Genomic DNA, 22,882 nt, shown 5'->3' on the forward strand with positions numbered 1-22,882 from the left:
TTGTTTTTTTATTTCAGCCACTTCCGGATGCGCTTCATGGCTTCCACGCAGTCTTCGTGCTTGCCGAAGGCCGTCAGCCGGATATATCCTTCACCGCTGGGGCCGAAACCTACACCCGGTGTGCCCACTACATTGGCTTCGTACAGCATCTGTTCGAAGAACCGCCAGGAACTTGTTCCGTCGGGTGTTTTCAGCCAGATGTAAGGAGCGTTCACACCGCCGTAGACTTTCAGCCCGGCCGCTTCAAGGCCCTGCTTCATGGTCCGGGCATTGTCCATATAATAATCTATCGTTTCCTTTATCTGCCGCTGTCCCTCCGGTGTGTAGATGGCTTCCGCCGCCCGCTGGGTGATGTAGCTGGTGCCGTTGAACTTGGTAGATTGGCGGCGGTTCCAGAGCTTGTTCAGCGGGATGCGTTCGCCTTCCAGCGTGGCGGCAGTGAGTTCTTTCGGCACAACGGTGTAGCCGCAGCGTACTCCCGTGAATCCGGCAGTTTTCGAGAAGCTGCGGAACTCGATGGCGCATTTCTTTGCTCCCTTTATCTCATAGATGGAGTGGGGCACGTCGTTTTCGCGGATGAAGGCTTCGTAGGCAGCATCGAACAGAATCAGCGTGTCGTTGGCGAGCGCATAATCTACCCATTTCTTCAATTCGGACTTGGTCAGAGTGGTTCCCGTCGGGTTGTTGGGATAGCAGAGGTAGACAATGTCGATTCGTTTGTCCGGAATCTCCGGGATGAAGTCGTTCTCGGCGGTACAAGGCATGTAGGTAACGTTGCTCCACTGGCCGTTTCCTTCCAATACTCCGGCACGTCCGCACATCACGTTGCTGTCTATATAGACCGGATAAATAGGGTCGGTCACGCCTACACTGTTGTCGTGGCGGAGAATGTCACCGATGTTTCCCGTGTCGCTCTTTGCTCCGTCGTTCACGAAGATTTCCGTAGGACCGAAGTGGATGCCGCGTGGAAGGTAATCGTGCTTGATGATGGCTTCTATCAAGAAGTCGTATCCTTGCTCGGGACCATATCCACGGAATGTCCGTGCGTCAGCCATCTCCTCCACTGCCTTGTGCATCGCTTCGATGCAGACTGGTGGCAGTGGCCGGGTAACGTCTCCGATACCCAGACGGATGACCTCTTGCTTGGGATGTGTTATCCTGAAAGTATTTACCTTCTTGGCTATGTCTGAAAACAGATAACTGCCCGGTAGCTTTAAAAAATGTTCGTTTACTAATGCCATAATCTTTTCTTGGTTGATAGTTGGTGGTTAGTCAATTAATTCAATTTTGCCGTCGAATACTTTGGTGGCTTCTCCCGTCATCAGTACATGCTTGGTGGCGATGTCCCATCGGATGTTGAGTGAGCCTCCGTCCATGATGATGATGGATTCCCTTCCTGCGCGTCCGGTGAGGAAGGCTGCCACGGCAGTGGCACAAGCTCCGGTTCCGCAGGCTTGGGTGATGCCCGAGCCTCGTTCCCAGACACGCATCCTTATTTTTCCTTCTCCCAATATCTGGGCAAATTCTACATTGATGCGTCCGGGGAAGAGAGGGTGATTCTCCAGTTTGGGACCGATGACTGTAAGGTCGATGGCTTCAATATCATTGACAAAGATTACCAGATGCGGGTTTCCCATGGATACGGTGGTCCCTACATATCGTTCTCCGTCCACTTCGATGGGCTGTTCTTTCATCGGTTTGGCTCCTTTGCCGTCGTAATCTGCCGGTTCGTCGGCAGGTATGCCCATGTCTACGGTTACAGAGTTGACCTTTCCGTCTGCCAAGTGCAGGTTTAGCATCCTTATACCTGACAGTGTATCGAGTGTGATTTCTGTTTTGGAGGTCAGTCCGTAGTCAAAAAGATATTTTCCGATGCAGCGGCTTGCGTTGCCGCACATCCGGGCTTCCGAGCCGTCGGCATTGAATATCCGCATGCTGAAATCGGCCTTGTCCGAAGAACCGATAAGTACCAGACCGTCACTTCCAATTCCCGTATGCGGTGCACTCCATGCCCTCGCAAGTTCTTCCGGATGGCTGATAGGATATTGGGTCGTATCTACATAAATGTAGTCGTTTCCGGCACCGTGCATCTTGGTGAATTTTATAGCTCTTGTCATTTTGTCCTTTATCAGTTGGTTAATATATCCTTTTGTTTTATTTCGATGCAAATATACGACGTTTTGTTTTATAATTAACTGTAAAGCATATCTATTTTCTATTATTTTTTAGCGAAACTTTCATTCAATGAGAATATCTACTGTCAGGCTTTCAATTTAAAAGCATATGGCTTTGTTTTTATATAAATTGTAATCCATGTGAAAGTTTAGTTTGATTCAAAATAAGAAAAAAGATTTTTTATAAGACTAATTGCTATCTTTTTGAAAACAATAAACCGCTCCATTGCGAACATAATGAAGCGGTTTGTTTGGTTTTTGTTTCTAAATGTATAAGGAACGGCTATTTTTTCTTTAAAATTTCTTCCAGCACTACCGGTTCATTGGTTGTGATGAAATCTACTCCTTGGCTGATAAGCCATTCCATGTCTTTGGCTTCGTTTACAGTCCAGGCGTTCACTTTCATGCCGAGGTCGTGACATTCCTTTATCCATTCGGGATGTTTTTGGAAGACACTGAAGTGATAGTCGGGACCGGCACAACCCCATGCTTTCAGCTCCTTGGGGGTAAGGTCACCGGTCAAGTAGTAGACGGGGGTGCCTTTGGGTGCCAGACGGATAAACTCCTTGGTGGCATGTTGGGAGAAGGTGATATATTCCGTACGGTCCTCCAGCCCTTTGTCCTTTATCATTTTTACGATGCCCTCTACGGCTCGTGTTTCCTGTTCGGGGGTCTTGTGGGCTTTCAGTTCGAGGATAAGGCGGGTTTTCAGGCTTTTTGCCTTGTCCAGATACTGTTGCAGGGTAGGGAGTTGTTCGCCGTTGTCCAGTTGTACGGCGGTGCATACCTTGGCTGTGGCATCTTGCATAGTCACGCCTTTAAAGGTGGCGTCATGATTGACAACCAGCTGATTGTCTGTGGTGAGCCAAACGTCGAACTCGGAACCGTAGCAGTGGATAGAATCAGCCTTTACAAGTGCGGCAAGGGAGTTTTGGGCCGAGCCGTCCGTAGTCCAGAAACCACGGTGGGCAATGACTTCCTGGGCCTGGATAGTGCCGCATGCAGCAAAGAGCAGGGCGGAAGCAAAAAATAGTTTTTTCAGATTCATAATGATTAGGGTGTTTTGTTATGGACACAAAGATAAGTATTATATTTCTTTTATTAAATCTAACCTCTGAGTAATTTCAGTATGTACTTTCCAGGCATCACGATACGGGCTTTCAGTTGGGGTGAGCTGTTCAACTCGTATAGGATTTTCCAGATTTTCCCTCCCAGTTTTCCAAAATCCGTCAGTCTCAGGATGGCATTCAAATCGTGTATGTCGGTTACTTTCTGCCTTGCCAGTTCTTCCATTAGGCCTTGGTAATTATGCGTCTGTCTGTTGAGCGTGTACTCCGGTGGAGTCAGAAGAATCTCCTCCTTCCTTCTTCCCGTCTCCCCTTGGGGAGATAGAGAGGGGTTTTCTTTATTCTCTTTATTTAGTTTATTTGCTAAAGCGCTGCTTGTCTTGGCATCCCTGATTCTCTGCTGGTTAACCAGTCCACCGCGACGTCCGGCTTCCTTTTTAGCTTCTTGTTGGGCGTCCCATGGCTCCATGCGGCGGCTTAGTCCGGGGGATGAGAAGCTTGTCTCGTTCACCTCGAACAGCGCATAGTCATAGATGATTCGCTTCAGTGTGGCAGTTGTCACCCTTGCTTTTTGTGCCAGTATGGGAATCACTTTCAGGCTGGCTTTATATTCGTTCTGCAATCTGAGGAATTCGAGCACTGTCCAGTAAATGCCATATCCTTTCATACCTTCTTCTTGTATCATAATCATTAATTTTAGGTTGCTGCCGGCATTGGCATCATGTAGTAAATAAGCCTCCATAGCTTTTGATATTGGTGTTTTTTTGTTAGTTTACTATCGGTCTCCATTCCATAAAGTTCTCAATCAGAAAAGTCCGCCAGCCTTGTTGTTCCGCGTCCCAATAGGCTACGTGAGCTTTAATGCTTGTCATGTCATGTTTCTTTTTGAAGTCGCTTTCGTAGGAAACAAGGGTTCCTCTTCCCATGTAGAAGCTGCCGTCCTGCTTTCGGTAGGCTATCAATGCATATCCGTATCGCATGTATTCCAATAGGGAATTTATGCGTTGTGCCATCCATTGTACAGACTCCATGCTCAATGTCGTGTTTTCCGTAATCCGTTTTTCCCATAGCTTTTTTGCTTTTTCTGTTTTGGATACAAATTTCTCCTCAAATTCAGTTTTTTCTTTTCCCATTTTTTATGTTTTTAGGGTTAGTAAATGTATGATAATCAGCAATGAAAAAGGGCTACTCCTTTCAGTACGGATGGCTACGCCCTTGCCTTGTTGAGGCTACACCATCCGACGAGAAAGGTGTAGCCCTTCTGTCCGGTTGCTGACGGCGGCAAAATTACTGCCTTTCCAGGTACTGAACTATCAGTGATTTATCCTTACATCATATCCGTATGGGTCAATCAGTGTGGTATCTTCCCGTTTTATGATGGCCCATACCTTCTCCAATTCGGTGATTATGGTGCTGTAAGTCAAAGGCTTTTGCTCTCCTCTGGCTCTCTTTGTGAAGTTTTCGGATGCTACGAGCAACTTGGCTATATCCGTTATTTTTCTAATTTTTGTGCCTTCAAAATAGCCTGATTTAAAGGCTCTTAAGTAACCTACATAAACATGGGTCTGGTCTCCGTAGTAAACCCGTTCTGACAATAGCTTTTCATCCACTATGGAACTGTGTTCTTTTACTTTTGTTGCTCTTAGTTTCTGTGTATCAGATTGATACGACATGCTTCTCTGTTCGTTACTGTTGAGATGCTTCTTTTTTTGAGTTCTTTCATTTGTGTAATTCTTCGTTCGTTTAACTGTTTTTTATTCTGGTTAAAAAATGCGAAAGTATAAAAAGTGAGGGAGAAATAAGGGAATTTTGGAGGGAAATGTGAAGGGCGAGTTGTAAATGGTTGATATATAAGATGATATGCTGTTTAAAAAACGTACGTTTAATGAACGCAAAGATAGAGACGTTTTTTGTAATGGCAAAATGTTTGATAGAAAAATGTTCCTAATAATAAATAATGATAAGTATATTACATTGAATTTCAGCAGTATATGCAATATATGTAATCAGTTAAAATCTTCTTATTTTTAGCTCTTTGAGTATGTCTTGTATAAGTTCGAAATAGGTGTTTTTTTAACGTACGATTAAAAAACGCTTTTTTGTTTCTAATACGTTCGTTTATAGTCTCTTACCAAAAGGTAATGAACAACCGCAGAGAATCTGTTGACAAGAAGGGCATAGTGCTTGTCAAACTTCCCATAAAATGCTCGCAAGTGATTGAACTACAGTTCTGTAATAGTAGTTCAAAGCCCCCAAGGAATACCTTTTTCTAAGTAAAATTAGCAAGAATAGAAATGGATAAAGAGACCGAAGTTTGGTTTGCTATGCGTGCCACATACCGCAGGGAGCTTGAAGCTATGCATCTTCTCGAAAAGGCAAATATTGGCTGTTTCATTCCCATGCAATATAAGATAAGTATCTGTAGGGGCAGGAAAGTCCGTGCTTTGGTTCCCGTCATCCGTAATCTGGTTTTTGTCCACGCACGTCCTTCCGAAGTGCAGCGATTTAAGTCTCAAATTACTTATTTGCAATATATTACTGATACCCGTAGCGGTCAGAAAATAATCATTCCCGACCATGATATGCAGCGTTTCATAGCCGTCGCCGGTACCTACAATGACCATCTTCTCTATTTCCAACCCGAAGAACTGAATCTCTCCAAAGGTACGAAAGTCCGTATCACCGGTGGCGACTTCGAGGGCCAAGAAGGTGTTTTTCTAAAAGTAAAAGGTGCCCGTGATCGTCGTGTAGTAATTGCTATACAAGGTATCATTGCCGTTGCTATGGCGACCATCCATCCGGATCTCATCGAAGTAATCCGCTAGTCTTTAATTGTTAATTTATAATTTTTAATTAATCATGTCTCTTTTAGAAGAAGCACTCCTCCTTCAGCGTGCTGCGCACGATCTGATGTATTTGGGTATGGACGGGAGTCCTATCTATAGTGATGACTTGTCCCGTCGTAACAGCGAAGTCTATCGCTTGACCACAACTTTGTATAATTCCAGTATCTGGGGCACTACGGTGGAGGAGCAGGCAAATGTCTGTCTTGCTCTCTTGAAAGGGTATAGTGCCTCGTTCATTGACCATGGTGAAAAACAGCAGCATGTGCAGGAGGTATTGAGGCGTTGCTGGGATACCCTTGATACCCTTCCTTCCTCTTTGTTGAAACTCCGTTTGCTTACGGCTTGTTATGGAGAGGTTTTCGATGAGCCTTTGGCCGACGAGGGCCGTTCTATCATTGCTTCCTGGAATTCCGCATCGCTCACGGCAGAACAGCAAGAAGCGGTTAACGAGTTTTGGAATGTGGTGGATAATCCTTATCCGTGGGAAGAACTGGAGGAGTGAAAGCATAAGGTTGAAGAAAGACAGAAATATGAGAAACTTTGAAGATTTGCAAATAGCAGTTGCTGGTACCGGTTATGTAGGTTTGAGCATTGCTACTTTGTTGTCACAGCATCACAAGGTGACAGCCGTTGATGTAATACCTGAAAAGGTGGAAAAGATTAACAATCGTATATCTCCAATTCAGGATGAATATATAGAGAAGTATTTTGCGGAGAAGGAACTGAACCTCACTGCAACTCTTGATGGGGCATCTGCTTATAAGGATGCAGACTTTGTGGTTATTGCAGCTCCTACAAACTACGATTCGGCTAAGAACTTCTTCGATACACATCATATAGAAGACGTTATTGACCTTGTACTATCAGTGAATCCTGAAGCAACAATGGTTATCAAGTCAACCATTCCAGTTGGTTACTGTCGTTCCCTCTATGTGAAGTATGCTCAGAAGTTTGCTCAGATGGTACCATTACCAGATGGAAAACGTCGTAAGTTCCACCTTTTGTTCTCTCCTGAGTTCCTTCGTGAATCGAAAGCTCTTGAAGACAATCTCTATCCTTCACGTATTATCGTGGGTTATCCAAAGATGATGTCTGTTGAATGGGAGGAGGAGAACGAAGCAATCCGCAAGATTCAAGGTAATCACATGAAAGAGTCTGCTGAGATATTCGCTAAGCTTCTTCAGGAAGGTGCCATTAAAGAAAACATTGATACTCTCTTTATGGGACTGAAAGAAGCCGAAGCAGTCAAACTCTTTGCCAATACTTATCTTGCCCTTCGTGTAAGTTACTTCAATGAGCTTGATACCTATGCTGAAGTAAAAGGTTTGGATTCAGCTGCCATCATTCAGGGAATTGGTCTCGATCCTCGTATTGGCACTCACTACAATAACCCATCATTTGGTTATGGTGGTTACTGTTTACCAAAAGATACTAAGCAACTCCTTGCAAATTATGAGAGTGTACCCCAAAATATGATGACAGCGATTGTAGAGTCAAATCGCACTCGTAAGGATTATATAGCAGATGCTGTTCTTCGCAAGGCTGGCTACTACAATGAGAATGCCGTATGGGATGCGAACAAAGAGCATGAGTGTGTAGTAGGTGTTTATCGCCTAACTATGAAGTCAAATTCAGATAATTTTCGTCAATCTGCGATTCAGGGCATCATGAAACGTATCAAGGCAAAAGGTGCAGAGGTGATTGTTTACGAGCCTACTCTTGAGAACGGCACCAGTTTCTTCGGCAGTCAGGTAGTCAACAACCTCGATGAGTTCAAACAAAAATCGAAAGCTATCATTGCCAACCGTTATGACTCTTGCCTCGATGATGTGGTAGGGAAAGTATATACTCGCGACATTTTTAAGCGCGATTAATCTATGGTAACATATAATGTAAATTTGGAGGGCAAAACAGTCCTCGTGACAGGTGCTGCCGGTTTTATAGGTTCTAATCTTGTGAAGCGCCTTTTTAAGGATATAAATAGCATCAAAGTAATCGGCATTGATAGCATTACCGATTATTACGATGTGAATATCAAGTATGAACGCCTAAAAGAGATTGAGGCTTTAGGTTGCGACTGGCAGTTCTATCAGACTTCGATTGCTGATAGAACGTCATTAGAGAATATTTTTACGGAGAACAAGATATCCGTTGTTGTAAATCTCGCGGCTCAGGCAGGTGTGCGTTCTTCAGGAGGAGTTGATTCGCGTGGGTGTGCTACTTGCGGATTATGATTTCGAAACACATAAAGAATTGGTACCCATGCAGGCAGGTGATGTACCTGTGACATTTGCAGATACTACTCCGCTAGAGGAGGATTTTGGGTTTAGGCCATCGCCCTCGCTTCGTGACGGTCTTAGAGTTTTCGCTGAGTGGTATGCGAAGTACTATTAGATTTGTGATAAATAAATATACAAAAGAAAACCTCGCAAGAGGAATATTTAAGATAATAATTATAAATCCTTAAAAGTTTAAGTTATGGAAAAATTTAAAAACTGTTAGGATTTGCCAGCACAAAGTTGCTAGGCAGATCCCGTAGCGAAATCTACGTTAACAACTATTGAGAATGTGACTGGTGGATGCTCTATTGCATTGAGTTTACTTAACAAGCTGAATCCATGTGCTGATGCTTTTGCTGTAGTCAGTTATGGCTTGCACATTAGAAGCTTAATCGTTGATTAGAGTTTGAGGCCGAAAACAATGATTGATTGGGTGATAGAAATATTACTGCTGTTATTGGTTATCATAAGTTTGATATCTCTGATATTTTGGCTTATATCTTGTGGATTCGTTCTGCCACTTAAGATAGCATAGACTGCAACAATTCTCTCGTTTACGCTATTTTCTGCTGCTTGGTAGCCTACGCTACTTTGGTAATTTTTATCTATGGCGGTTCATAGTGGAGGTGAAACATCTCTTCCCATTCCGAACAGAGTCATTAAGCCCTCTAACGCCGATGGTACTGCAAAAGCGGGAGAGTAGGTAGCCGCCTCTTTTTCTTATCTTTCTAATTCAAAAACAACTTTTGGGATAACTGAAGAAAAGTAAGCAGTCAAAAAATGGCTATTAATTGAAAGGAATAACTTCGCTGCCAACTAAATTTATAGAATTATGTATAGCAGTGAAGATCTTGAAAAGTTTTACTTTTAGTACCAGACGGAGGCTTTGTCTCATGGCTGTTTTATCTGGACTTCATCGGAACTTTTTTCAAAAATATCTTTAACGGGGCAGGGATTATGTTAACATGCTTCCTAACAAAATCACTTTGGCTACCAGCCAATGTTAAATTTAAACTGATTAATTAACAAACTCGTTTTAGGGCACTGAAAAGTGCCCTTTCAAAGGGGGATGCCCTAATTGAGTACTTATCTCCAAAGTTTATTTGTTTGATTTATATCATAATGGGTGCTGTAGAACGCTTACCAGACAGTAGCCTTGTTATACTCATTCGTAAAATAGATAAAATATATGGATATATTTAAGGATAAAGTCCTGTTGATAACAGGTGGTACAGGCAGCTTCGGAAATGCTGTCCTTCGTCGCTTTTTGGATAGCGATATTGAGGAAATTAGAATCCTTAGCAGAGATGAGAAGAAGCAGGATGATATGCGCCATTTCCTGCAGGCTAACCGTTCGGATGTAGCGCACAAGGTAAAGTTCTATATCGGTAATGTGCGCAATCGCGAGGCGGTTGACTTTGCTATGGCTGGAGTGGATTATGTGTTCTCTGCAGCAGCATTGAAGCAGGTACCCTCTTGTGAGTTCTTTCCGATGGAGGCTGTGCGTACCAATGTGGAGGGGACGAACAACGTGCTTCTTTCAGCCATCGCCCACGAAGTGAAGAATGTGGTGGTTCTTTCGACAGACAAGGCGGCATATCCGATTAATGCTATGGGCATCTCCAAAGCCATGATGGAAAAAGTGGCAATCGCTCAGGGGCGTGCTCTTGGAGCAAATGCCAAGACAACCATCTGCTGCACACGTTATGGCAATGTGATGGCAAGCCGTGGTTCGGTTATTCCTCTCTGGGTAGAGCAGATGATGGAGGGCAAGCCCATCACCATTACCGATCCGAATATGACTCGCTATATGATGACTCTCGATGACGCTGTTGACCTGGTTATCTATGCATTCATCTATGGTCAGAACGGTGACCTTTTTGTTCAGAAGGCTCCTGCGGCAACACTCGACGTACTAGCCCAAGCATTGAAAGAAGTATATAGCGAGGTGGATTCGAAGTATGGTGAGACGGAAGTGAAAGTTATCGGAACGCGTCATGGCGAGAAACTGTATGAGACACTCGTAACCCGCGAGGAGATGCTCCGTTCGGAAGATATGGGCAACTATTTCCGTATTCCTTGCGATTCTCGCGACCTCAACTACGACAAGTACTTCACAGAGGGAGATGATGCCATTAGTCGCATAGATGACTATCACAGCCACAATACCCACCGTCTTGACGTGGGGGGAATGAAGGAACTCTTGCTGAAGCTCAACTTCATTCGTGAAGATCTGGGATTACAGCCTAAAGCAAAGTCACGCGATTATCGTTCGGAATAATATGAGGATACTTGTAACAGGAGCCAAGGGGTTTGTAGGAAGAAACCTTTGTTCCCAACTCAATAATATCAAGAGCGGCAAGGCCAAATGGTATGCCGGGGTTGAGATAGATGAAGTGTATGAATGTGACATCGACTCAACGTCAGAGCAACTTGACGAATGGTGTGGAAAGTGTGACTTTGTGTTCAATCTTGCCGGAGTAAACCGTCCGGAAAATAAGGAAGAGTTTATGCAGGGCAATTTGGGTTTTGTAAGTACACTTCTTGATGCTTTGAAGAAACATGTGAATACGTGTCCGGTCATGCTATCCAGCTCTATCCAAGCCACTCTTGCAGGTCGTTTCGGCACATCCGAATATGGCAAAAGCAAGAAGGCCGGTGAGGGACTGTTTTTCGACTATTCCAAGGAAACAGGAGCCAAAGTGCTCGTTTATCGCTTCCCGAACCTATTTGGAAAGTGGTGTCGTCCCAACTACAATAGTGCTATTGCCACATTCTGCAACAACATTGCCCATGACCTGCCTATACAGGTCAATGACCGTAGTGTAGAAATGGAACTTCTCTATATCGACGATCTCGTTGATGAGATGATAGGAGCGCTTTTAGGCAAGGAGCATCGTTGTGAGTTTAATGGGGTGGAGGCTGTTCCGGCTGAAAGCGGTAAATATTGCTATGTCCCTATAACGCATAAGATAACACTTGGAGAGATTGTCGATATCATCAATGACTGCGCCAATGCAGCGTCTAATGTCGCTGGAATTAATATGGTAGAAATACCACATGGCAGTCTGAAATACAAGCTTATGACAACATATCTTTCCTATCTTCCGAAAGGAAAGGCTATATATGACCTGAAGATGAAAGTTGATGAGAGAGGTTCTTTCACAGAGCTTATGCATACTCTCAATTGTGGGCAGGTGAGTATCAACATCAGCAAACCGGGAGTCACAAAAGGCGAGCACTGGCATCACAGCAAGTGGGAAACTTTCATAGTAGTCAGTGGTCATGGTCTTATCCGGATGAGGAAGGAAGGCACCGGCGAAGTATGGAACTATGAAGTTAGCGGTGACAAGATACAAGCCGTATACATGCTTCCAGGCTATACCCATAACATCATTAATCTGAGTAATCGGGAGAATCTTGTGACAGTGATGTACTGCAATGAGATTTTCAACCCCGATTGTCCTGATACCTATTTTGATCCAGTAGAAAAGTAAAACGATGAAATTAGATTATTCAGATATAAAATTCAAAGACAACGGCAGACTCAAGCTCATCATTGTCGTTGGCACAAGACCGGAGATTATCCGCCTTGCAGCAGTAATCAACAAGTGTCGCAAGTATTTTGATGTGATTCTTGCCCATACGGGCCAGAACTATGACTATAACCTCAACGGAGTGTTTTTCAAAGATTTGAAACTCTTAGAACCGGAGGTATATATGGATGCGGTAGGCGATGATCTCGGTGCAACATGCGGAAATATCCTTAATTGTTCATATAAACTTTTTGCAGCTGCCAAGCCAGACGGAGTGCTTGTTCTTGGTGATACCAATTCCTGCTTGAGTGTTATTGGAGCCAAACGTCTTCATATTCCTGTCTTCCACATGGAGGCCGGTAACCGGTGCAAGGACGAGTGTCTGCCGGAGGAAACTAACCGCCGCATTGTGGATATCATCTCGGATGTGAACATGGCATACTCGGAACACGCAAGGCGTTATCTTGCAGATTGTGGATTGCCCAAGGAACGTACATACGTCACAGGCTCACCAATGGCAGAGGTGCTCCACCAAAACCTTACGGAAATCGAGGCAAGCGATGTGCATCAACGTCTTGGGTTGGAGAAAGGCAAGTATATCCTTTTATCTGCCCATAGAGAAGAGAATATAGACATAGAGAAGAATTTTCTGTCTTTGTTCAATGCTATTAATAAGATGGCAGCGAAGTACGACATGCCTATATTGTACAGCTGTCACCCTCGTAGCCGCAATCGTCTTGCTGTGAGCGGATTTAAACTTGATGAAAGAGTTATCCGGCATGTACCCCTCGGCTTTCACGATTACAATAGTTTGCAAATGAATGCCTTTGCCGTAGTCAGTGACAGCGGCACTCTTCCCGAAGAAAGCAGTTTCTTTACAAGTGTCGGCCATCCTTTCCCGGCCATCTGCATCCGTACTTCTACAGAACGTCCGGAGGCAATAGATAAAGGGGATTTTATTATTGCAGGTATTGATGAGAAATCATTGCTTCAGGCAGTAGATACTGCCGTTGAACTTTGCAAGGACAATCAGCACGGTATCCCAGTACCAGACTATGTAGATGAGAATGTTAGCACCAAGGTAGTCAAGATTATCCAGAGTTATGTCGGAATTGTGAATAAGATGGTGTGGAGAAAATAAGATGGTTCCCACTTTCGTGTCGGGTGTCAAGAGCTATGTTGTCCACAGAATAATTGTAATTGAATAATGATTAATAGTAAGAAAAGTTATTATGAGTTCTTATTTCAAGACTCGCTGAATTATCAAATCATATCTGGGAAATTGGGGATAAAAAATGGTTTCTAAACAGGCTGTTAAGCACTCCGATAAGTAATCAATTATATATATGGAAATATATACAAACTCTTAGAAGATGCGAGTGTTATCACAATACAAGAAAGTGCAGATGAGGGGGGATTTTTGTTATATTTAACTGTTAACGGAAATTCAAGAATTGAAGAAAATTGTACAATTAGACCTGATGTTGTGATAGGGTATAAGGATAGAAATGGAGTTGCTCCGATTATAGGAAATAATGTCACGATAAATAGTGGTAGTCGCATTATAGGGAATGGAATTGTAATTGGTGATAATGTCATAATTGCACCGGGAGCTGTAGTAACAAAAAGTATTCCATCAAGTTCCGTTGTGGCTGGAGTGCCGGCGAAAATAATAAAAGTCAACCGGGTAATAAAATAAGAAGTAAAGTTTATCATGAGTAATTCAGTAATAAGTCATTTGTCAGAATATATATACGGTAGTCTGATAAAAAACAGAGAGGCTGTTTTTGGATTTTCAATTTTATATATACTTCTCTATCATAGTGGTTTTACACCTTTATTTGGTAGAGGTTATATTGGGGTTGACTTATTCCTTTTCCTAAGTGCATTTGGATGTAGTTTCTCTTTAAAGAAGTATACGCTGTTGCAGTTTTATTTAAGGCGTCTGAATAGGGTCTATCCGCTTTTCGTTATTTCTAACTTGTTGAAATGGTGTATAGGAAGATACAATGGGGAAAGATTAGGTGTATGGGATTCCGTTTGTGATATTAGCGGACTGACATTTTGGGGTATGGGAGGCAGACATCTGCTTTGGTTTATACCATCGCTGATATTGTTGTATATTTTTACCCCCCCCCTATATCGCATGTTTAATAAATTTGGCAATAAGTCGTTTTGTGTTGTAGCAATATTATCGTTCCTTGTGATGATGCTTTTTCGAAATATGGACTGGCATTATGCGTGTTTAGTATCAAGGATACCTGTTTTTTCATTAGGATTGCTATATTTCATTCACAAAGGAAATATTCAAAAACTATCATTCCCACTTCTGTTATGTGTCGGATTGCAGGAATTGACTGTTGCCAATGGGTTAAAATTTGCTACTGCCACATTTTATGCGCCGGTGCTACTGCTTTCACTTTGCTTTATATTGGATAACCTTTTACAACCAAGGATAGTGAAATTCTTATGTTGGTTCGGAAGCAAATCGTTAGAATGTTTCATAGGAAATGGAATGGTGACAACCCTGGTGTTTACTGCTTCCCCTTTTCAAAGAGGAGCATACTATATATTGGCAAATATAGTTTGGATATTCGTTTTTGTGTGGATTAATAAAATACTGCCAGCAAACAAGAAAGCAATATAACAATGATTGCAAATAGTACGGCCAATAATAAGCGAATTGCAAAGAATACATCATATCTTTACTTTAGAATGCTTTTCACTACAGTATTGTCTTTATATACGGCAAGGGTAGTTCTAAAAGTATTAGGTGTTGAGGACTTCGGCATTTATAATGTTGTTGGCGGTGTTGTAAATTTTATGGGTTTTCTGACTGCAACATTATCTTCTGCAACTCAACGTTATCTAACGTATTATTTAGGAAAAGAAGATGGGGTGAAATACCAACAGATGTTTAGCTTGCTGATAAATGTTTATTTGATTTTCTGTGTGGTAGCCGTAATAATTCTTGAAGTAGCAGGTCCGCTTTACATAAGTAGATTCATGACTATTCCACCCGAAAGGATAAAAGCAGCTCAATGTGTTTTTCATTTTTCACTTATCACTTTTTTAGTAAATACTTTTTCTGTACCATATAGGTCTTCACTTATAGCGTATGAGAAAATGGGAGCTTACGCATATATAGGAATTGCTGAAGCTGTACTTTATCTTGGAATTGCTATAGCCATATCATATACTCATATAGACCATCTTATCATTTATGCACTTTTAATGAGCATCGTAAGCATTACTGTATTAGTTGCAATGTGTATATACTGTAGAAAAAAATTGGAATATTGTAGATATGTTAAATGCTGGAATTGGGACAGTATTAAAGAATTGATTTCTTATTCTGGTTGGAATCTATTTGGTTCATTGACCGGAGTAATGAACCTTCAAGGTCAGGCAATGGTCCTTAACTACTTCTTCGGTCCGCTGGTAAATGCGGCAAAAGCCGTGGCAGATAAGGTGTATGGAATAATTAACCAGTTCTCTCAAAACTTTTATATGGCTGTAACTCCGCAAATTATTAAAACTTATGCAGCAGGGGATATTGACCAAATGCGTTCTTTAGTTTTGAATAGTTCCCGTTATTCTTTTTTTATGCTTTTGGTTATATCAGCACCCCTTATAGTAGTGATAGAGCCTTTACTTGAATTTTGGTTAGGAGAAGAACAAATTTCTAAGGAAATGTTGAAATTTTGTCAATATATGATTGTTTATTCACTGGTGAATGTTCTGGAACAACCGATAACAATGGCGGTAAGGGCCACCGGCAATATAAAAAAATACCAGGTTGTTGTTGGATTGATAACACTCACTTTTATTCCTTTATGTATATTCATATTTATGTTGGGGGCACCGGCATATACTTCAATACTATTAATGTCCTTGATATTTTTTATTGCACTGATTTTTAGAATATATATTGTATCCTCAATATTGCAGATAAATATGAGCCTGTATTTTTATAAAGTTATTTTGCCGATATTATTCGTATTGGCAGTTGCATGTACTATTACCGTGTTAGTTGTAAAAGTATTCGTACTTTGTAATGAAATGTGGCTTTTTGAGGCAATAGTTTCATTTTTAATTACTTTACTCAGTTGCCTGCTTTGTGGGTTAAACAAGAGAGAAAAAGAACTCATGATAGGTTTTGTCTGTGGTAAAATTAAAAATAATAAATGATATGAGAATAGGTATAGTAGGACCATTCAATCCTGCATCTATTGCAGATTATTTAGAAGAAGTTGAAGTACCGTTTATCAATGGAGCTGCAACAGCTGTAAATACTATGGCTTATGAATTCCTAAGTCAGGGGCATAAATTGAAAATTTTTACATTAACAACCTCAAATTCGTATGAAGTCATTAAAGGCCGCAATGTGAAAGTGTTTCTAATACCATCTGGTATTTTCCCAAAGTTGATAGGTAGCAGACAATTGACAATAGGTCAATTTTATCAGCCTCAAAGAATAGCTGAAGTTATTAAAAAAGAGATATGCGATATTGACATTTTACATGCCCACTGGACATATGAATATGGTAGAGCTGCATCATATTTTTCAGAGAATATACTAGTGTATGATACTGTGCGTGATTGGTGCCCATACCAGATGACAGTGCAGAAGAGTGTACGGAATTTTTTTGATTGGAAACTTAAGCATATCAACTTCAGAAAAGTTATGGCTCACAAAGATATAACCTTTATCGCAAATTCAAATTACACATTCTCCATGATAAAAGGTTCATATCCGGAAAAAAATGTGCCAGTTATACCGAATCCTATTGATAAACGATGGATATTGGAATGTAAGAAATATCAGACAAAGCACCGGATAATTTCTATTGCTACAGGTTTGTTTAGCCCTCGTAAAAATATAAGAAGGTTGTTGGATGCCTTTGCTATGTATCGTCAAAAGTATACGGATGCTACCCTGCATTTGGTAGGTAATTATGATGAAGAAAGCGCAGTTTATAAGACATGGGAACAAAATGGATTGCTTAGTGGTGTCGTTATGCACGGAGTAGTATCTCATAGTAAATTGATGGAATTGCTTGACCAAATGTCGTGTTTGGTTCATCCGGCATTGGAAGAAACATTTGGAAATATATTATTGGAGGCCATGTCGCGATGTATACCATGTGTGGGTGGCAATGATTCAGGAGCCGTTCCCGAAGTTTTAGGACATGGAAAATATGGATTATTATGTGACATTACGAATCCTGTTTCCATATATGAGGCTATGTTGAAGTTAGATGACCAGGAATTGTCAAGTTTAATCCAAGCCCAATCTACAGAGATGTTGAAAAAAACGTGCTCATCTGATATTGTTGTAAAAAAACATATAGAATTGTTCGAAAATAACTTGTAAAATTTTTGAGCGATGAGAATCTCTGGTTATTTTGAAAATAACATTGAAGTGTTGTTTCTTGCATTAGTGATATGCATCAATTGTATTCGTGTAGTGTTAAGTTTGGGAGAAACGACAGCTATTTTATATGGGCTGTATTTGTTGTGCCTGATATTTCTTATTGCAAAATATAAAAATAGTTTTCAACGAGTGTTGAATACGGATGGGACAGTTAGGAAATTCATGCTCTTTATAATTCTTATTCTCATATATGCTTCATTCTCATTGTTGTGGATACCATCAGATGCAGTTTTTTCAATCTATTTGAAATTCGTCTTATCTTTTGGCATTAGTATTTGGACAGTTGCAATGCCTATAGAAAAAATAAAGCGAACGCTTAATAGCATAATTGTGATTAATGTAGTTTATGCTTTGATATTGATACTTTTTCCAAATATTGCGGATAAGGCCTTGGGTAGTGGATTGAACTATCTGAATGCTACGCTTCCGTTAGGACTGGCTCTGACGATGACCCTTATTAAGAGCTTGAATGCAATCAGTAAGAAAGGAGGGAGGGTGATTATGAGTGTATTATGGATTGCAATATCAGCATTGTATTTTGTGGCATTGGTCGGATTTATGGCAAGAGGTGTGTTGTTGTTTCCTCCTATAATCTCCTTGTTGATATTTCTTTTTATGAAGAATGGACGTAGATATGTCACTTGGTTGCTGGTTCCTCTGTTTTTAGGAGTTTTATATTTGTTTTTTATCTACTACTTGGAGAATGCCCATGATTATGCTACAAGCAGAATGCTTAACTTGTTAGAATCAACAGAAGAAGAAGATAGATGGGAATTATGGTCAAAGGCACTTTCCGAAATTAAAAACCGGTTATGGTTTATAGTCGGTGGTGGTATTGAAGCTTTCCGTTATGATAGTGCTATTCACTTTTATCCTCATAATATTTTTATTCAGATAATAGGAGAGTATGGATTGCTGGGAATCATCATATCGGCTATGACACTATGGCATGTTTCGAAGGGATTCATCCAATCTAGGATATTGGCTAATCAGATGCATGAAAGTGATGTGTTCTATTGTGTAACTGGAGCTTTTGCGTACTATACGTTGACATTTTGCAAGTCATTTTCGCTGTATGATGGGCTCCCGTTATTTATAATGATAGCTTTCTGTCTGTCAGTCTTTGGCAAGTTTCGTAAGTTGAATAGAATGCTTCCAACTGATTCCAAATTTTTTAATACATAAATATGAAATTTCTTATATTAGCCGATAATTATCATCCTTTACCCCTTGCAAACAGCGTCTGCTTGCGAAGTCTGGTTGATAGGTTTCAAACTGCGGGGCATCAGTGCATCGTCATAAATCGAGTGGACGATGGAGTTAAAGTTAAAGATATCGAAGGCGTTCGGAGTTTTAATTGCTCTAAAAGTCCAAAATTAGGATTCCTAATCCAAAAGTTATATAAAATAAAGCAATTGTTTGTATATCCTCATGTGTATAAACGGCTTGTAAACTGTTATTATGAGCAAATAAAGCAGGTCGATTTATCAGAGATTGATGTTTTCTTATCTATTTGCAATCCTATTGAAGGGGTATTGGCTGCACTCAAATTTAGTGATATTCATCCACAAATCCGTCATCTGGTTTATAATATAGATACTTTATCGGATTTTAGAATCAGGTGGATAGAAGGTTTATGTTGCCCATTTTGGCGGTACAAGGCATATAAGATGGAACAAATGATATTTGAGAAAGTGGATTTGGTGGTTTTTCTCAGTTCTCATAAGTGTTTTTATTCCGTTTTGAAATATTCTGTTTATAGTCATAAGTTTTTGTTTCAGGAAGTACCTTTATTACAAGTAAGTGAAGAGGAAAATATTGAGAACAATGGACGATGTTTGTACGCAGGTCGGTTCTATAAAGATTTTAGGGAACCTGGGATTCTGCTTAATCTCTTCAAGAATACCTCTTTGGGTCTTGATGTGTTTACTACCTCGAATTATTGCAAAATCATAAAAGATGGTGGTGTATCCGGTAATATTACTGTAAGGGAATACATTCCGGAGGAAGAACTGAATACAGTAATGAAAGCATCGAAAGTGTTGGTCAGTATTGGAAATAAGTCTTCTAATATGTTTCCTTCTAAAACGGTTTCTTATGTTGCGATGTGTAAACCTATCATTCATATTTTTCATGATGACATGGATCCTGTGGTAAATTATCTGAAAGACTATCCGGATGTGCTATTTGTCGATTTGCGTAGCTCTCTTGTAAAGAACAGGTCTTTGGTGGCAGAGTTCTGTTTGCGGGAACATCATCCGATTAGTATTTCGGAAATCCAAGCATACTACAGAAGCAGTACGCCAGAATACTGTTCTGATGAAATTTTAAATAGGGTTAAATGTTTGTGATATGAACATACTTGATTATAAGAGTAGAATAAAAGAGTTTTCGAGATACAATAGGGTTTTCAACAAAGTTGTGAAACTGGCTACTCGTCTATACGCTCTGGGGGGAGTGAAAATAACAAAAAGTTCATTAATTACATTGAATATTTATAATCTTGGAAAGGGGAATGTTTTCGTGACAGGAAAGAATTGCATGGTTGAAAAATTGAGGCTTGAATTCAGAGGAAATAATAACATGGTGATTCTTGGTGATAATGTATCGATGAAGAATGATTGCCGTATAATGATAACTGGTAACAACTGTACTATTGAAATAGGTGACAATACATCATTTACCCATCACTGCCAACTTGAGGCTCAAGAAGAGGCGACGCATATAATCATAGGCGAAGATTGCATGTTCAGTAATAATGTTCTCATAAGGACTAATGATAGCCACTATATTTATGATTTGGAAACAGGAAAACGGGTTAATATGCCTAGGGATGTACATATAGGTAATCATGTGTGGTTGGCTGCATTCGCAACTATAATGAAGGGGGTAACAATAGGGGAAGGTTGTATTGTTGGTTATAGGAGCATAGTGACCAATGATTTACCATCTTCATGTGTAGCTGTTGGAACTCCTGCGAAAGTTGTCAAAGAGAATGTGGAATGGACTAGAGAGCCCAAATTAATTTATTGAACGAACGGATATATGGTAAGTGTAATAATTCCAACTCATAATAGGTTTAAACTTTTGTTTAGGGCCATTGAAAGTGTAATAAATCAGACTTATAATGACATTGAAATAATTGTTGTCAGTGATGGCAGTACGGATGACACGGATGTTTTTATGCAGCGTTACTTGGATAATTCCCGTGTCAAATATATCAGTTACAGTCCTGCCCGTGGGGGAAACTATGCAAGGAATAGAGGAATAGAAGCAGCAGAGGGCGAATATATTGCATTTCTTGATGATGATGATGAGTGGTTGCCAATAAAAGTCGAAAGGCAAGTAGCGATGATGGAAGAAAATCATGAAATAGGGTTGGTTTATACAGGTATAAACTGTATCTATGTAAATGAAGGAATAAGTTATATTTTTAAGCCAACTTCCAAAGGAGATTTGAGTAAAAAAATACTATTTCAGAATTGTATAGGTAGTACATCGTCTGTAATGCTGAGGCGGAGCCTCTGCCGGGCTTGCAGGTTCGATGAGAACCTGCAAGCCCGGCAGGACTTTGACCTCTGGATTAATGTCCTGCAGGCCTGTAAAGCTGGTGTCGTAACAGAACCGATGGTCAATTATTATAACTATCGCAATCAGACTCAGATTTCATCATCTACAGCCAGATATATCCAGGCAACTGATTATATCAATAATAAATATTCTGACTTGCTTGGAAAACTGTCATCTCGGGAATATAAGCAAAAGCGTTTTTGTGATATTATGTTACTGGGTAATAAAGCTATGCGGAATAATTCCCCCCAAGAAGCTCGCGGTTTTTTCCTGAAGGCATTTCGTTTAAGCTATTCTATTTCACCAATGGCATACTGGGTGCTTTCATTCTTTGGTTACAAAAATATGCTTCGACTTAAAAGTAAGTTTAGCTGAATGAATGTTTTGTTTTTATGCAATAGAATGAAATAGTATAGTTAAATATGGATTTTGAACAGAAAATAAATTATCAGCTGAATAAGTATCCGGCAGTAAAAAGAATGGTCAAACGTATGTATCAGTTAGGAATGTATACTATATCCCCAAAGACAAAATCGGAAGGTGAAATTGTCAGGATGTCACCCAATGAATAGGCTGAATTTTTCTTTGGATATTATGATAAATGCCGTGGAACATCACTATATGTTATGCATGAAGACAAAAGATACATGGAGTGATGTTTCCCCTAAAGATAAACTGGAAATATTATTACTTGATACTTTGGCTAATACAGCGGTTGTTGTAGCAGAAAGTAATAGTTGGAATGTACAAACAAGGGTGTATGGCTCCTTTTGGAAAAATGATGATAAAATTTTGGCATTTGAGAATAAACATAGCAGTGGTCCGGGTTATTATTTAATGTGAGATAAGACAAAAGAATATACTCATCTTTGGACAGAGATAAGTGGTGACGGACATCCCAGCTATTCTTCTAATGGCTTGGTTGTAACTGATAGTTATCCGGATAGGGTAAGAATAGCTTCTCTTAAAGTAATGAAAGGAGATGAAATAGAAGTCGTGGCAAAAGTTTTTGCTCCATTCAAGTATGATAACGATACGCGATGCGATTTACATCCTCGTTGGAGTAGAGATGGAAAGATGATTTGTTCTGATTCAGTTTTTGAAGGTCATCGTGGCCTTTATATGTAGTTAAATTGTAATGAGGCGGTTAATAAATGATATACGAATGATTGTCTTGATATCAATATATAAGAATGACAATGCCAGTCATTTACGTTTGTCAATAGACAGTATCTTGCATCAGACTTACAGTGATTTCCGGATACTCATAGGTGTGGATGGTTATGTTGATGCTCTTTTGGCTGAAACATTAAAATCTTACGAGCAGGATAATCGTATTAAGGTCTTTTGGTTTAAAGAAAACCGTGGTTTGACTGCGGTTCTTAATGAACTTCTTGAAGAAGGAAAGAAGTTGAATCCTTCCTATATAGCCCGTATGGATGCTGACGATATATCTAGACCGAATCGTTTTGAAAAACAAGTCCGATATTTGGAAGAACATCCGGATTTGGATGTATTGGGCGGTGCTATTGAAGAAATGGATTATGACGGTAAGTTGAATGGTAAAGTGATTCATTATCCATTGAATCATCAACAATGTTTTGATTTTTTTGCCACACGCAATCCTTTAGCTCATCCGGCAGTAATGTTCAGGACTTCCTTTTTTGATAGAGTAAGTTCGTATAATGCTTTATACAAAAAAAATCAAGATACGGAATTGTGGTATCGGGCATTCAAGGCTGGATGTAAGTTTGGTAATATCAGTGATGTTGTGCTTACGTTCCGTGTATCTAAGGATATGTATAAACGTAGAGGGGGGACAAGGTTTGCTCTTGAAGTGCTGAAACTTCGCAAAGAAATAAATAAGAATTTAGGGTATGGTATGAAAGCTAAGCTGTTTGCTTATGCTTATTATGTGATGGCTGTTTCTCCAGGATGGGTAAAAAAGTTTGCTTATAAAACTTTTAGATAAT

Annotated in this window: 21 protein-coding genes, 1 rRNA gene and 1 pseudogene; 17 read left to right on the top strand and 6 right to left on the bottom strand. The window is 40.3% G+C overall.

The features are described 5' to 3' along the window. Positions 1-8: 8 nt before the first annotated feature. From DWZ03_RS03035 to DWZ03_RS03060, 6 genes are all read right to left on the bottom strand, one after another. Positions 9-1,241, bottom strand: coding sequence for an LL-diaminopimelate aminotransferase (locus tag DWZ03_RS03035; protein ID WP_120128770.1), 1,233 nt, complete (start codon positions 1,239-1,241; stop codon positions 9-11). Between the two features lie 27 nt (positions 1,242-1,268). Beyond that, positions 1,269-2,117: a diaminopimelate epimerase gene (gene dapF, locus DWZ03_RS03040; RefSeq protein ID WP_120128772.1), complete on the bottom strand. Its 849-nt coding sequence runs from the start codon at positions 2,115-2,117 to the stop codon at positions 1,269-1,271. Positions 2,118-2,457: 340 nt separating this feature from the next. Next, positions 2,458-3,222, bottom strand: a complete 765-nt coding sequence (locus DWZ03_RS03045; protein ID WP_005837303.1) for a glycerophosphodiester phosphodiesterase family protein — start codon at positions 3,220-3,222, stop codon at positions 2,458-2,460. Between the two features lie 59 nt (positions 3,223-3,281). Continuing rightward, complete coding sequence (locus DWZ03_RS03050) at positions 3,282-3,983, bottom strand: Lin1244/Lin1753 domain-containing protein (RefSeq protein ID WP_005827562.1); 702 nt, start codon at positions 3,981-3,983, stop codon at positions 3,282-3,284. A 25-nt stretch (positions 3,984-4,008) separates the two neighbouring features. Beyond that, positions 4,009-4,374, bottom strand: coding sequence for an SH3 beta-barrel fold-containing protein (locus tag DWZ03_RS03055; protein WP_008664384.1), 366 nt, complete (start codon positions 4,372-4,374; stop codon positions 4,009-4,011). Positions 4,375-4,554: 180 nt separating this feature from the next. Continuing rightward, positions 4,555-4,914: a hypothetical protein gene (locus DWZ03_RS03060; RefSeq protein WP_034529745.1), complete on the bottom strand. Its 360-nt coding sequence runs from the start codon at positions 4,912-4,914 to the stop codon at positions 4,555-4,557. Positions 4,915-5,529: 615 nt separating this feature from the next. On the opposite strand from DWZ03_RS03060, the gene DWZ03_RS03065 reads away from it, so the two are divergent. The 17 genes and pseudogenes from DWZ03_RS03065 to DWZ03_RS03150 all read left to right on the top strand — a co-directional run bounded on the left by DWZ03_RS03065 (position 5,530) and on the right by DWZ03_RS03150 (position 22,881). After that, positions 5,530-6,066, top strand: a complete 537-nt coding sequence (locus tag DWZ03_RS03065) for a UpxY family transcription antiterminator (protein WP_034523189.1) — start codon at positions 5,530-5,532, stop codon at positions 6,064-6,066. 34 nt (positions 6,067-6,100) lie between these two features. Next, positions 6,101-6,589, top strand: a complete 489-nt coding sequence (locus DWZ03_RS03070) for a UpxZ family transcription anti-terminator antagonist (protein ID WP_057281003.1) — start codon at positions 6,101-6,103, stop codon at positions 6,587-6,589. 28 nt (positions 6,590-6,617) lie between these two features. Next, positions 6,618-7,961: a nucleotide sugar dehydrogenase gene (locus tag DWZ03_RS03075; protein WP_120128775.1), complete on the top strand. Its 1,344-nt coding sequence runs from the start codon at positions 6,618-6,620 to the stop codon at positions 7,959-7,961. Positions 7,962-7,964: 3 nt separating this feature from the next. After that, positions 7,965-8,481: pseudogene (locus DWZ03_RS03080) on the top strand (GDP-mannose 4,6-dehydratase). A gap of 492 nt (positions 8,482-8,973) precedes the next feature. After that, a 5S ribosomal RNA gene (gene rrf, locus DWZ03_RS03085) occupies positions 8,974-9,081 on the top strand. A gap of 474 nt (positions 9,082-9,555) precedes the next feature. Then, positions 9,556-10,647, top strand: a complete 1,092-nt coding sequence (locus DWZ03_RS03090; RefSeq protein WP_057281005.1) for a polysaccharide biosynthesis protein — start codon at positions 9,556-9,558, stop codon at positions 10,645-10,647. Between the two features lies 1 nt (position 10,648). Next, complete coding sequence (locus DWZ03_RS03095; protein WP_057281006.1) at positions 10,649-11,863, top strand: NAD-dependent epimerase/dehydratase family protein; 1,215 nt, start codon at positions 10,649-10,651, stop codon at positions 11,861-11,863. 4 nt (positions 11,864-11,867) lie between these two features. Next, positions 11,868-13,043 carry a non-hydrolyzing UDP-N-acetylglucosamine 2-epimerase gene (wecB, locus tag DWZ03_RS03100; protein ID WP_057281007.1) on the top strand — a complete coding sequence of 392 codons (1,176 nt, stop codon included), beginning with the start codon at positions 11,868-11,870 and terminating at the stop codon, positions 13,041-13,043. 573 nt (positions 13,044-13,616) lie between these two features. Beyond that, positions 13,617-14,549 carry an acyltransferase family protein gene (locus tag DWZ03_RS03110; protein ID WP_057281009.1) on the top strand — a complete coding sequence of 311 codons (933 nt, stop codon included), beginning with the start codon at positions 13,617-13,619 and terminating at the stop codon, positions 14,547-14,549. A gap of 2 nt (positions 14,550-14,551) precedes the next feature. Next, positions 14,552-16,093: a lipopolysaccharide biosynthesis protein gene (locus DWZ03_RS03115; RefSeq protein WP_057281010.1), complete on the top strand. Its 1,542-nt coding sequence runs from the start codon at positions 14,552-14,554 to the stop codon at positions 16,091-16,093. A gap of 1 nt (position 16,094) precedes the next feature. Then, positions 16,095-17,279, top strand: coding sequence for a glycosyltransferase family 4 protein (locus DWZ03_RS03120; protein ID WP_057281011.1), 1,185 nt, complete (start codon positions 16,095-16,097; stop codon positions 17,277-17,279). A 12-nt stretch (positions 17,280-17,291) separates the two neighbouring features. Continuing rightward, the gene (locus DWZ03_RS03125; protein WP_057281012.1) at positions 17,292-18,524 is read left to right on the top strand and encodes an O-antigen ligase family protein; all 1,233 of its coding nucleotides are present in this window, start codon (positions 17,292-17,294) and stop codon (positions 18,522-18,524) included. A 2-nt stretch (positions 18,525-18,526) separates the two neighbouring features. After that, on the top strand, positions 18,527-19,690 hold the full coding sequence (locus DWZ03_RS03130) for a hypothetical protein (protein WP_057281013.1): 1,164 nt from the start codon (positions 18,527-18,529) through the stop codon (positions 19,688-19,690). Position 19,691: 1 nt separating this feature from the next. Beyond that, on the top strand, positions 19,692-20,372 hold the full coding sequence (locus DWZ03_RS03135; protein WP_057281014.1) for an acyltransferase: 681 nt from the start codon (positions 19,692-19,694) through the stop codon (positions 20,370-20,372). 12 nt (positions 20,373-20,384) lie between these two features. Next, a complete protein-coding gene (locus tag DWZ03_RS03140; RefSeq protein ID WP_120128780.1) occupies positions 20,385-21,284 on the top strand; it encodes a glycosyltransferase family 2 protein in 900 nt (299 codons plus the stop codon). Positions 21,285-21,539: 255 nt separating this feature from the next. Further along, a complete protein-coding gene (locus DWZ03_RS20100) occupies positions 21,540-21,752 on the top strand; it encodes a hypothetical protein (RefSeq protein ID WP_207805200.1) in 213 nt (70 codons plus the stop codon). Between the two features lie 322 nt (positions 21,753-22,074). Beyond that, positions 22,075-22,881 (top strand): glycosyltransferase, encoded by an 807-nt coding sequence (locus DWZ03_RS03150; RefSeq protein WP_243634940.1) that lies wholly within the window; start codon positions 22,075-22,077, stop codon positions 22,879-22,881. Position 22,882 lies beyond the last annotated feature (1 nt).

Source organism: Bacteroides sp. AF29-11 (genome assembly GCF_003602895.1).
Taxonomy (GTDB): domain Bacteria; phylum Bacteroidota; class Bacteroidia; order Bacteroidales; family Bacteroidaceae; genus Bacteroides; species Bacteroides uniformis.

Excerpts from the sequence above, each read along its gene's own strand:
- DWZ03_RS03140 (WP_120128780.1), top strand. The coding sequence starts at position 20,385 with ATGGTAAGTGTAATAATTCCAACTCATAATAGGTTTAAACTTTTGTTT.
- DWZ03_RS03130 (WP_057281013.1), top strand. The coding sequence starts at position 18,527 with ATGAAATTTCTTATATTAGCCGATAATTATCATCCTTTACCCCTTGCA.
- DWZ03_RS03150 (WP_243634940.1), top strand. The coding sequence starts at position 22,075 with ATGATTGTCTTGATATCAATATATAAGAATGACAATGCCAGTCATTTA.
- DWZ03_RS03115 (WP_057281010.1), top strand. The coding sequence starts at position 14,552 with ATGATTGCAAATAGTACGGCCAATAATAAGCGAATTGCAAAGAATACA.
- DWZ03_RS03135 (WP_057281014.1), top strand. The coding sequence starts at position 19,692 with ATGAACATACTTGATTATAAGAGTAGAATAAAAGAGTTTTCGAGATAC.
- DWZ03_RS03110 (WP_057281009.1), top strand. The coding sequence starts at position 13,617 with ATGAGTAATTCAGTAATAAGTCATTTGTCAGAATATATATACGGTAGT.
- DWZ03_RS03055 (WP_008664384.1), bottom strand. The coding sequence starts at position 4,374 with ATGGGAAAAGAAAAAACTGAATTTGAGGAGAAATTTGTATCCAAAACA.
- DWZ03_RS03060 (WP_034529745.1), bottom strand. The coding sequence starts at position 4,914 with ATGTCGTATCAATCTGATACACAGAAACTAAGAGCAACAAAAGTAAAA.
- dapF (WP_120128772.1), bottom strand. The coding sequence starts at position 2,117 with ATGACAAGAGCTATAAAATTCACCAAGATGCACGGTGCCGGAAACGAC.
- DWZ03_RS03035 (WP_120128770.1), bottom strand. The coding sequence starts at position 1,241 with ATGGCATTAGTAAACGAACATTTTTTAAAGCTACCGGGCAGTTATCTG.
- DWZ03_RS03095 (WP_057281006.1), top strand. The coding sequence starts at position 10,649 with ATGAGGATACTTGTAACAGGAGCCAAGGGGTTTGTAGGAAGAAACCTT.
- DWZ03_RS20100 (WP_207805200.1), top strand. The coding sequence starts at position 21,540 with ATGAAGACAAAAGATACATGGAGTGATGTTTCCCCTAAAGATAAACTG.
- DWZ03_RS03120 (WP_057281011.1), top strand. The coding sequence starts at position 16,095 with ATGAGAATAGGTATAGTAGGACCATTCAATCCTGCATCTATTGCAGAT.
- DWZ03_RS03090 (WP_057281005.1), top strand. The coding sequence starts at position 9,556 with ATGGATATATTTAAGGATAAAGTCCTGTTGATAACAGGTGGTACAGGC.
- DWZ03_RS03075 (WP_120128775.1), top strand. The coding sequence starts at position 6,618 with ATGAGAAACTTTGAAGATTTGCAAATAGCAGTTGCTGGTACCGGTTAT.
- DWZ03_RS03050 (WP_005827562.1), bottom strand. The coding sequence starts at position 3,983 with ATGGAGGCTTATTTACTACATGATGCCAATGCCGGCAGCAACCTAAAA.
- DWZ03_RS03045 (WP_005837303.1), bottom strand. The coding sequence starts at position 3,222 with ATGAATCTGAAAAAACTATTTTTTGCTTCCGCCCTGCTCTTTGCTGCA.
- DWZ03_RS03070 (WP_057281003.1), top strand. The coding sequence starts at position 6,101 with ATGTCTCTTTTAGAAGAAGCACTCCTCCTTCAGCGTGCTGCGCACGAT.
- DWZ03_RS03125 (WP_057281012.1), top strand. The coding sequence starts at position 17,292 with ATGAGAATCTCTGGTTATTTTGAAAATAACATTGAAGTGTTGTTTCTT.
- wecB (WP_057281007.1), top strand. The coding sequence starts at position 11,868 with ATGAAATTAGATTATTCAGATATAAAATTCAAAGACAACGGCAGACTC.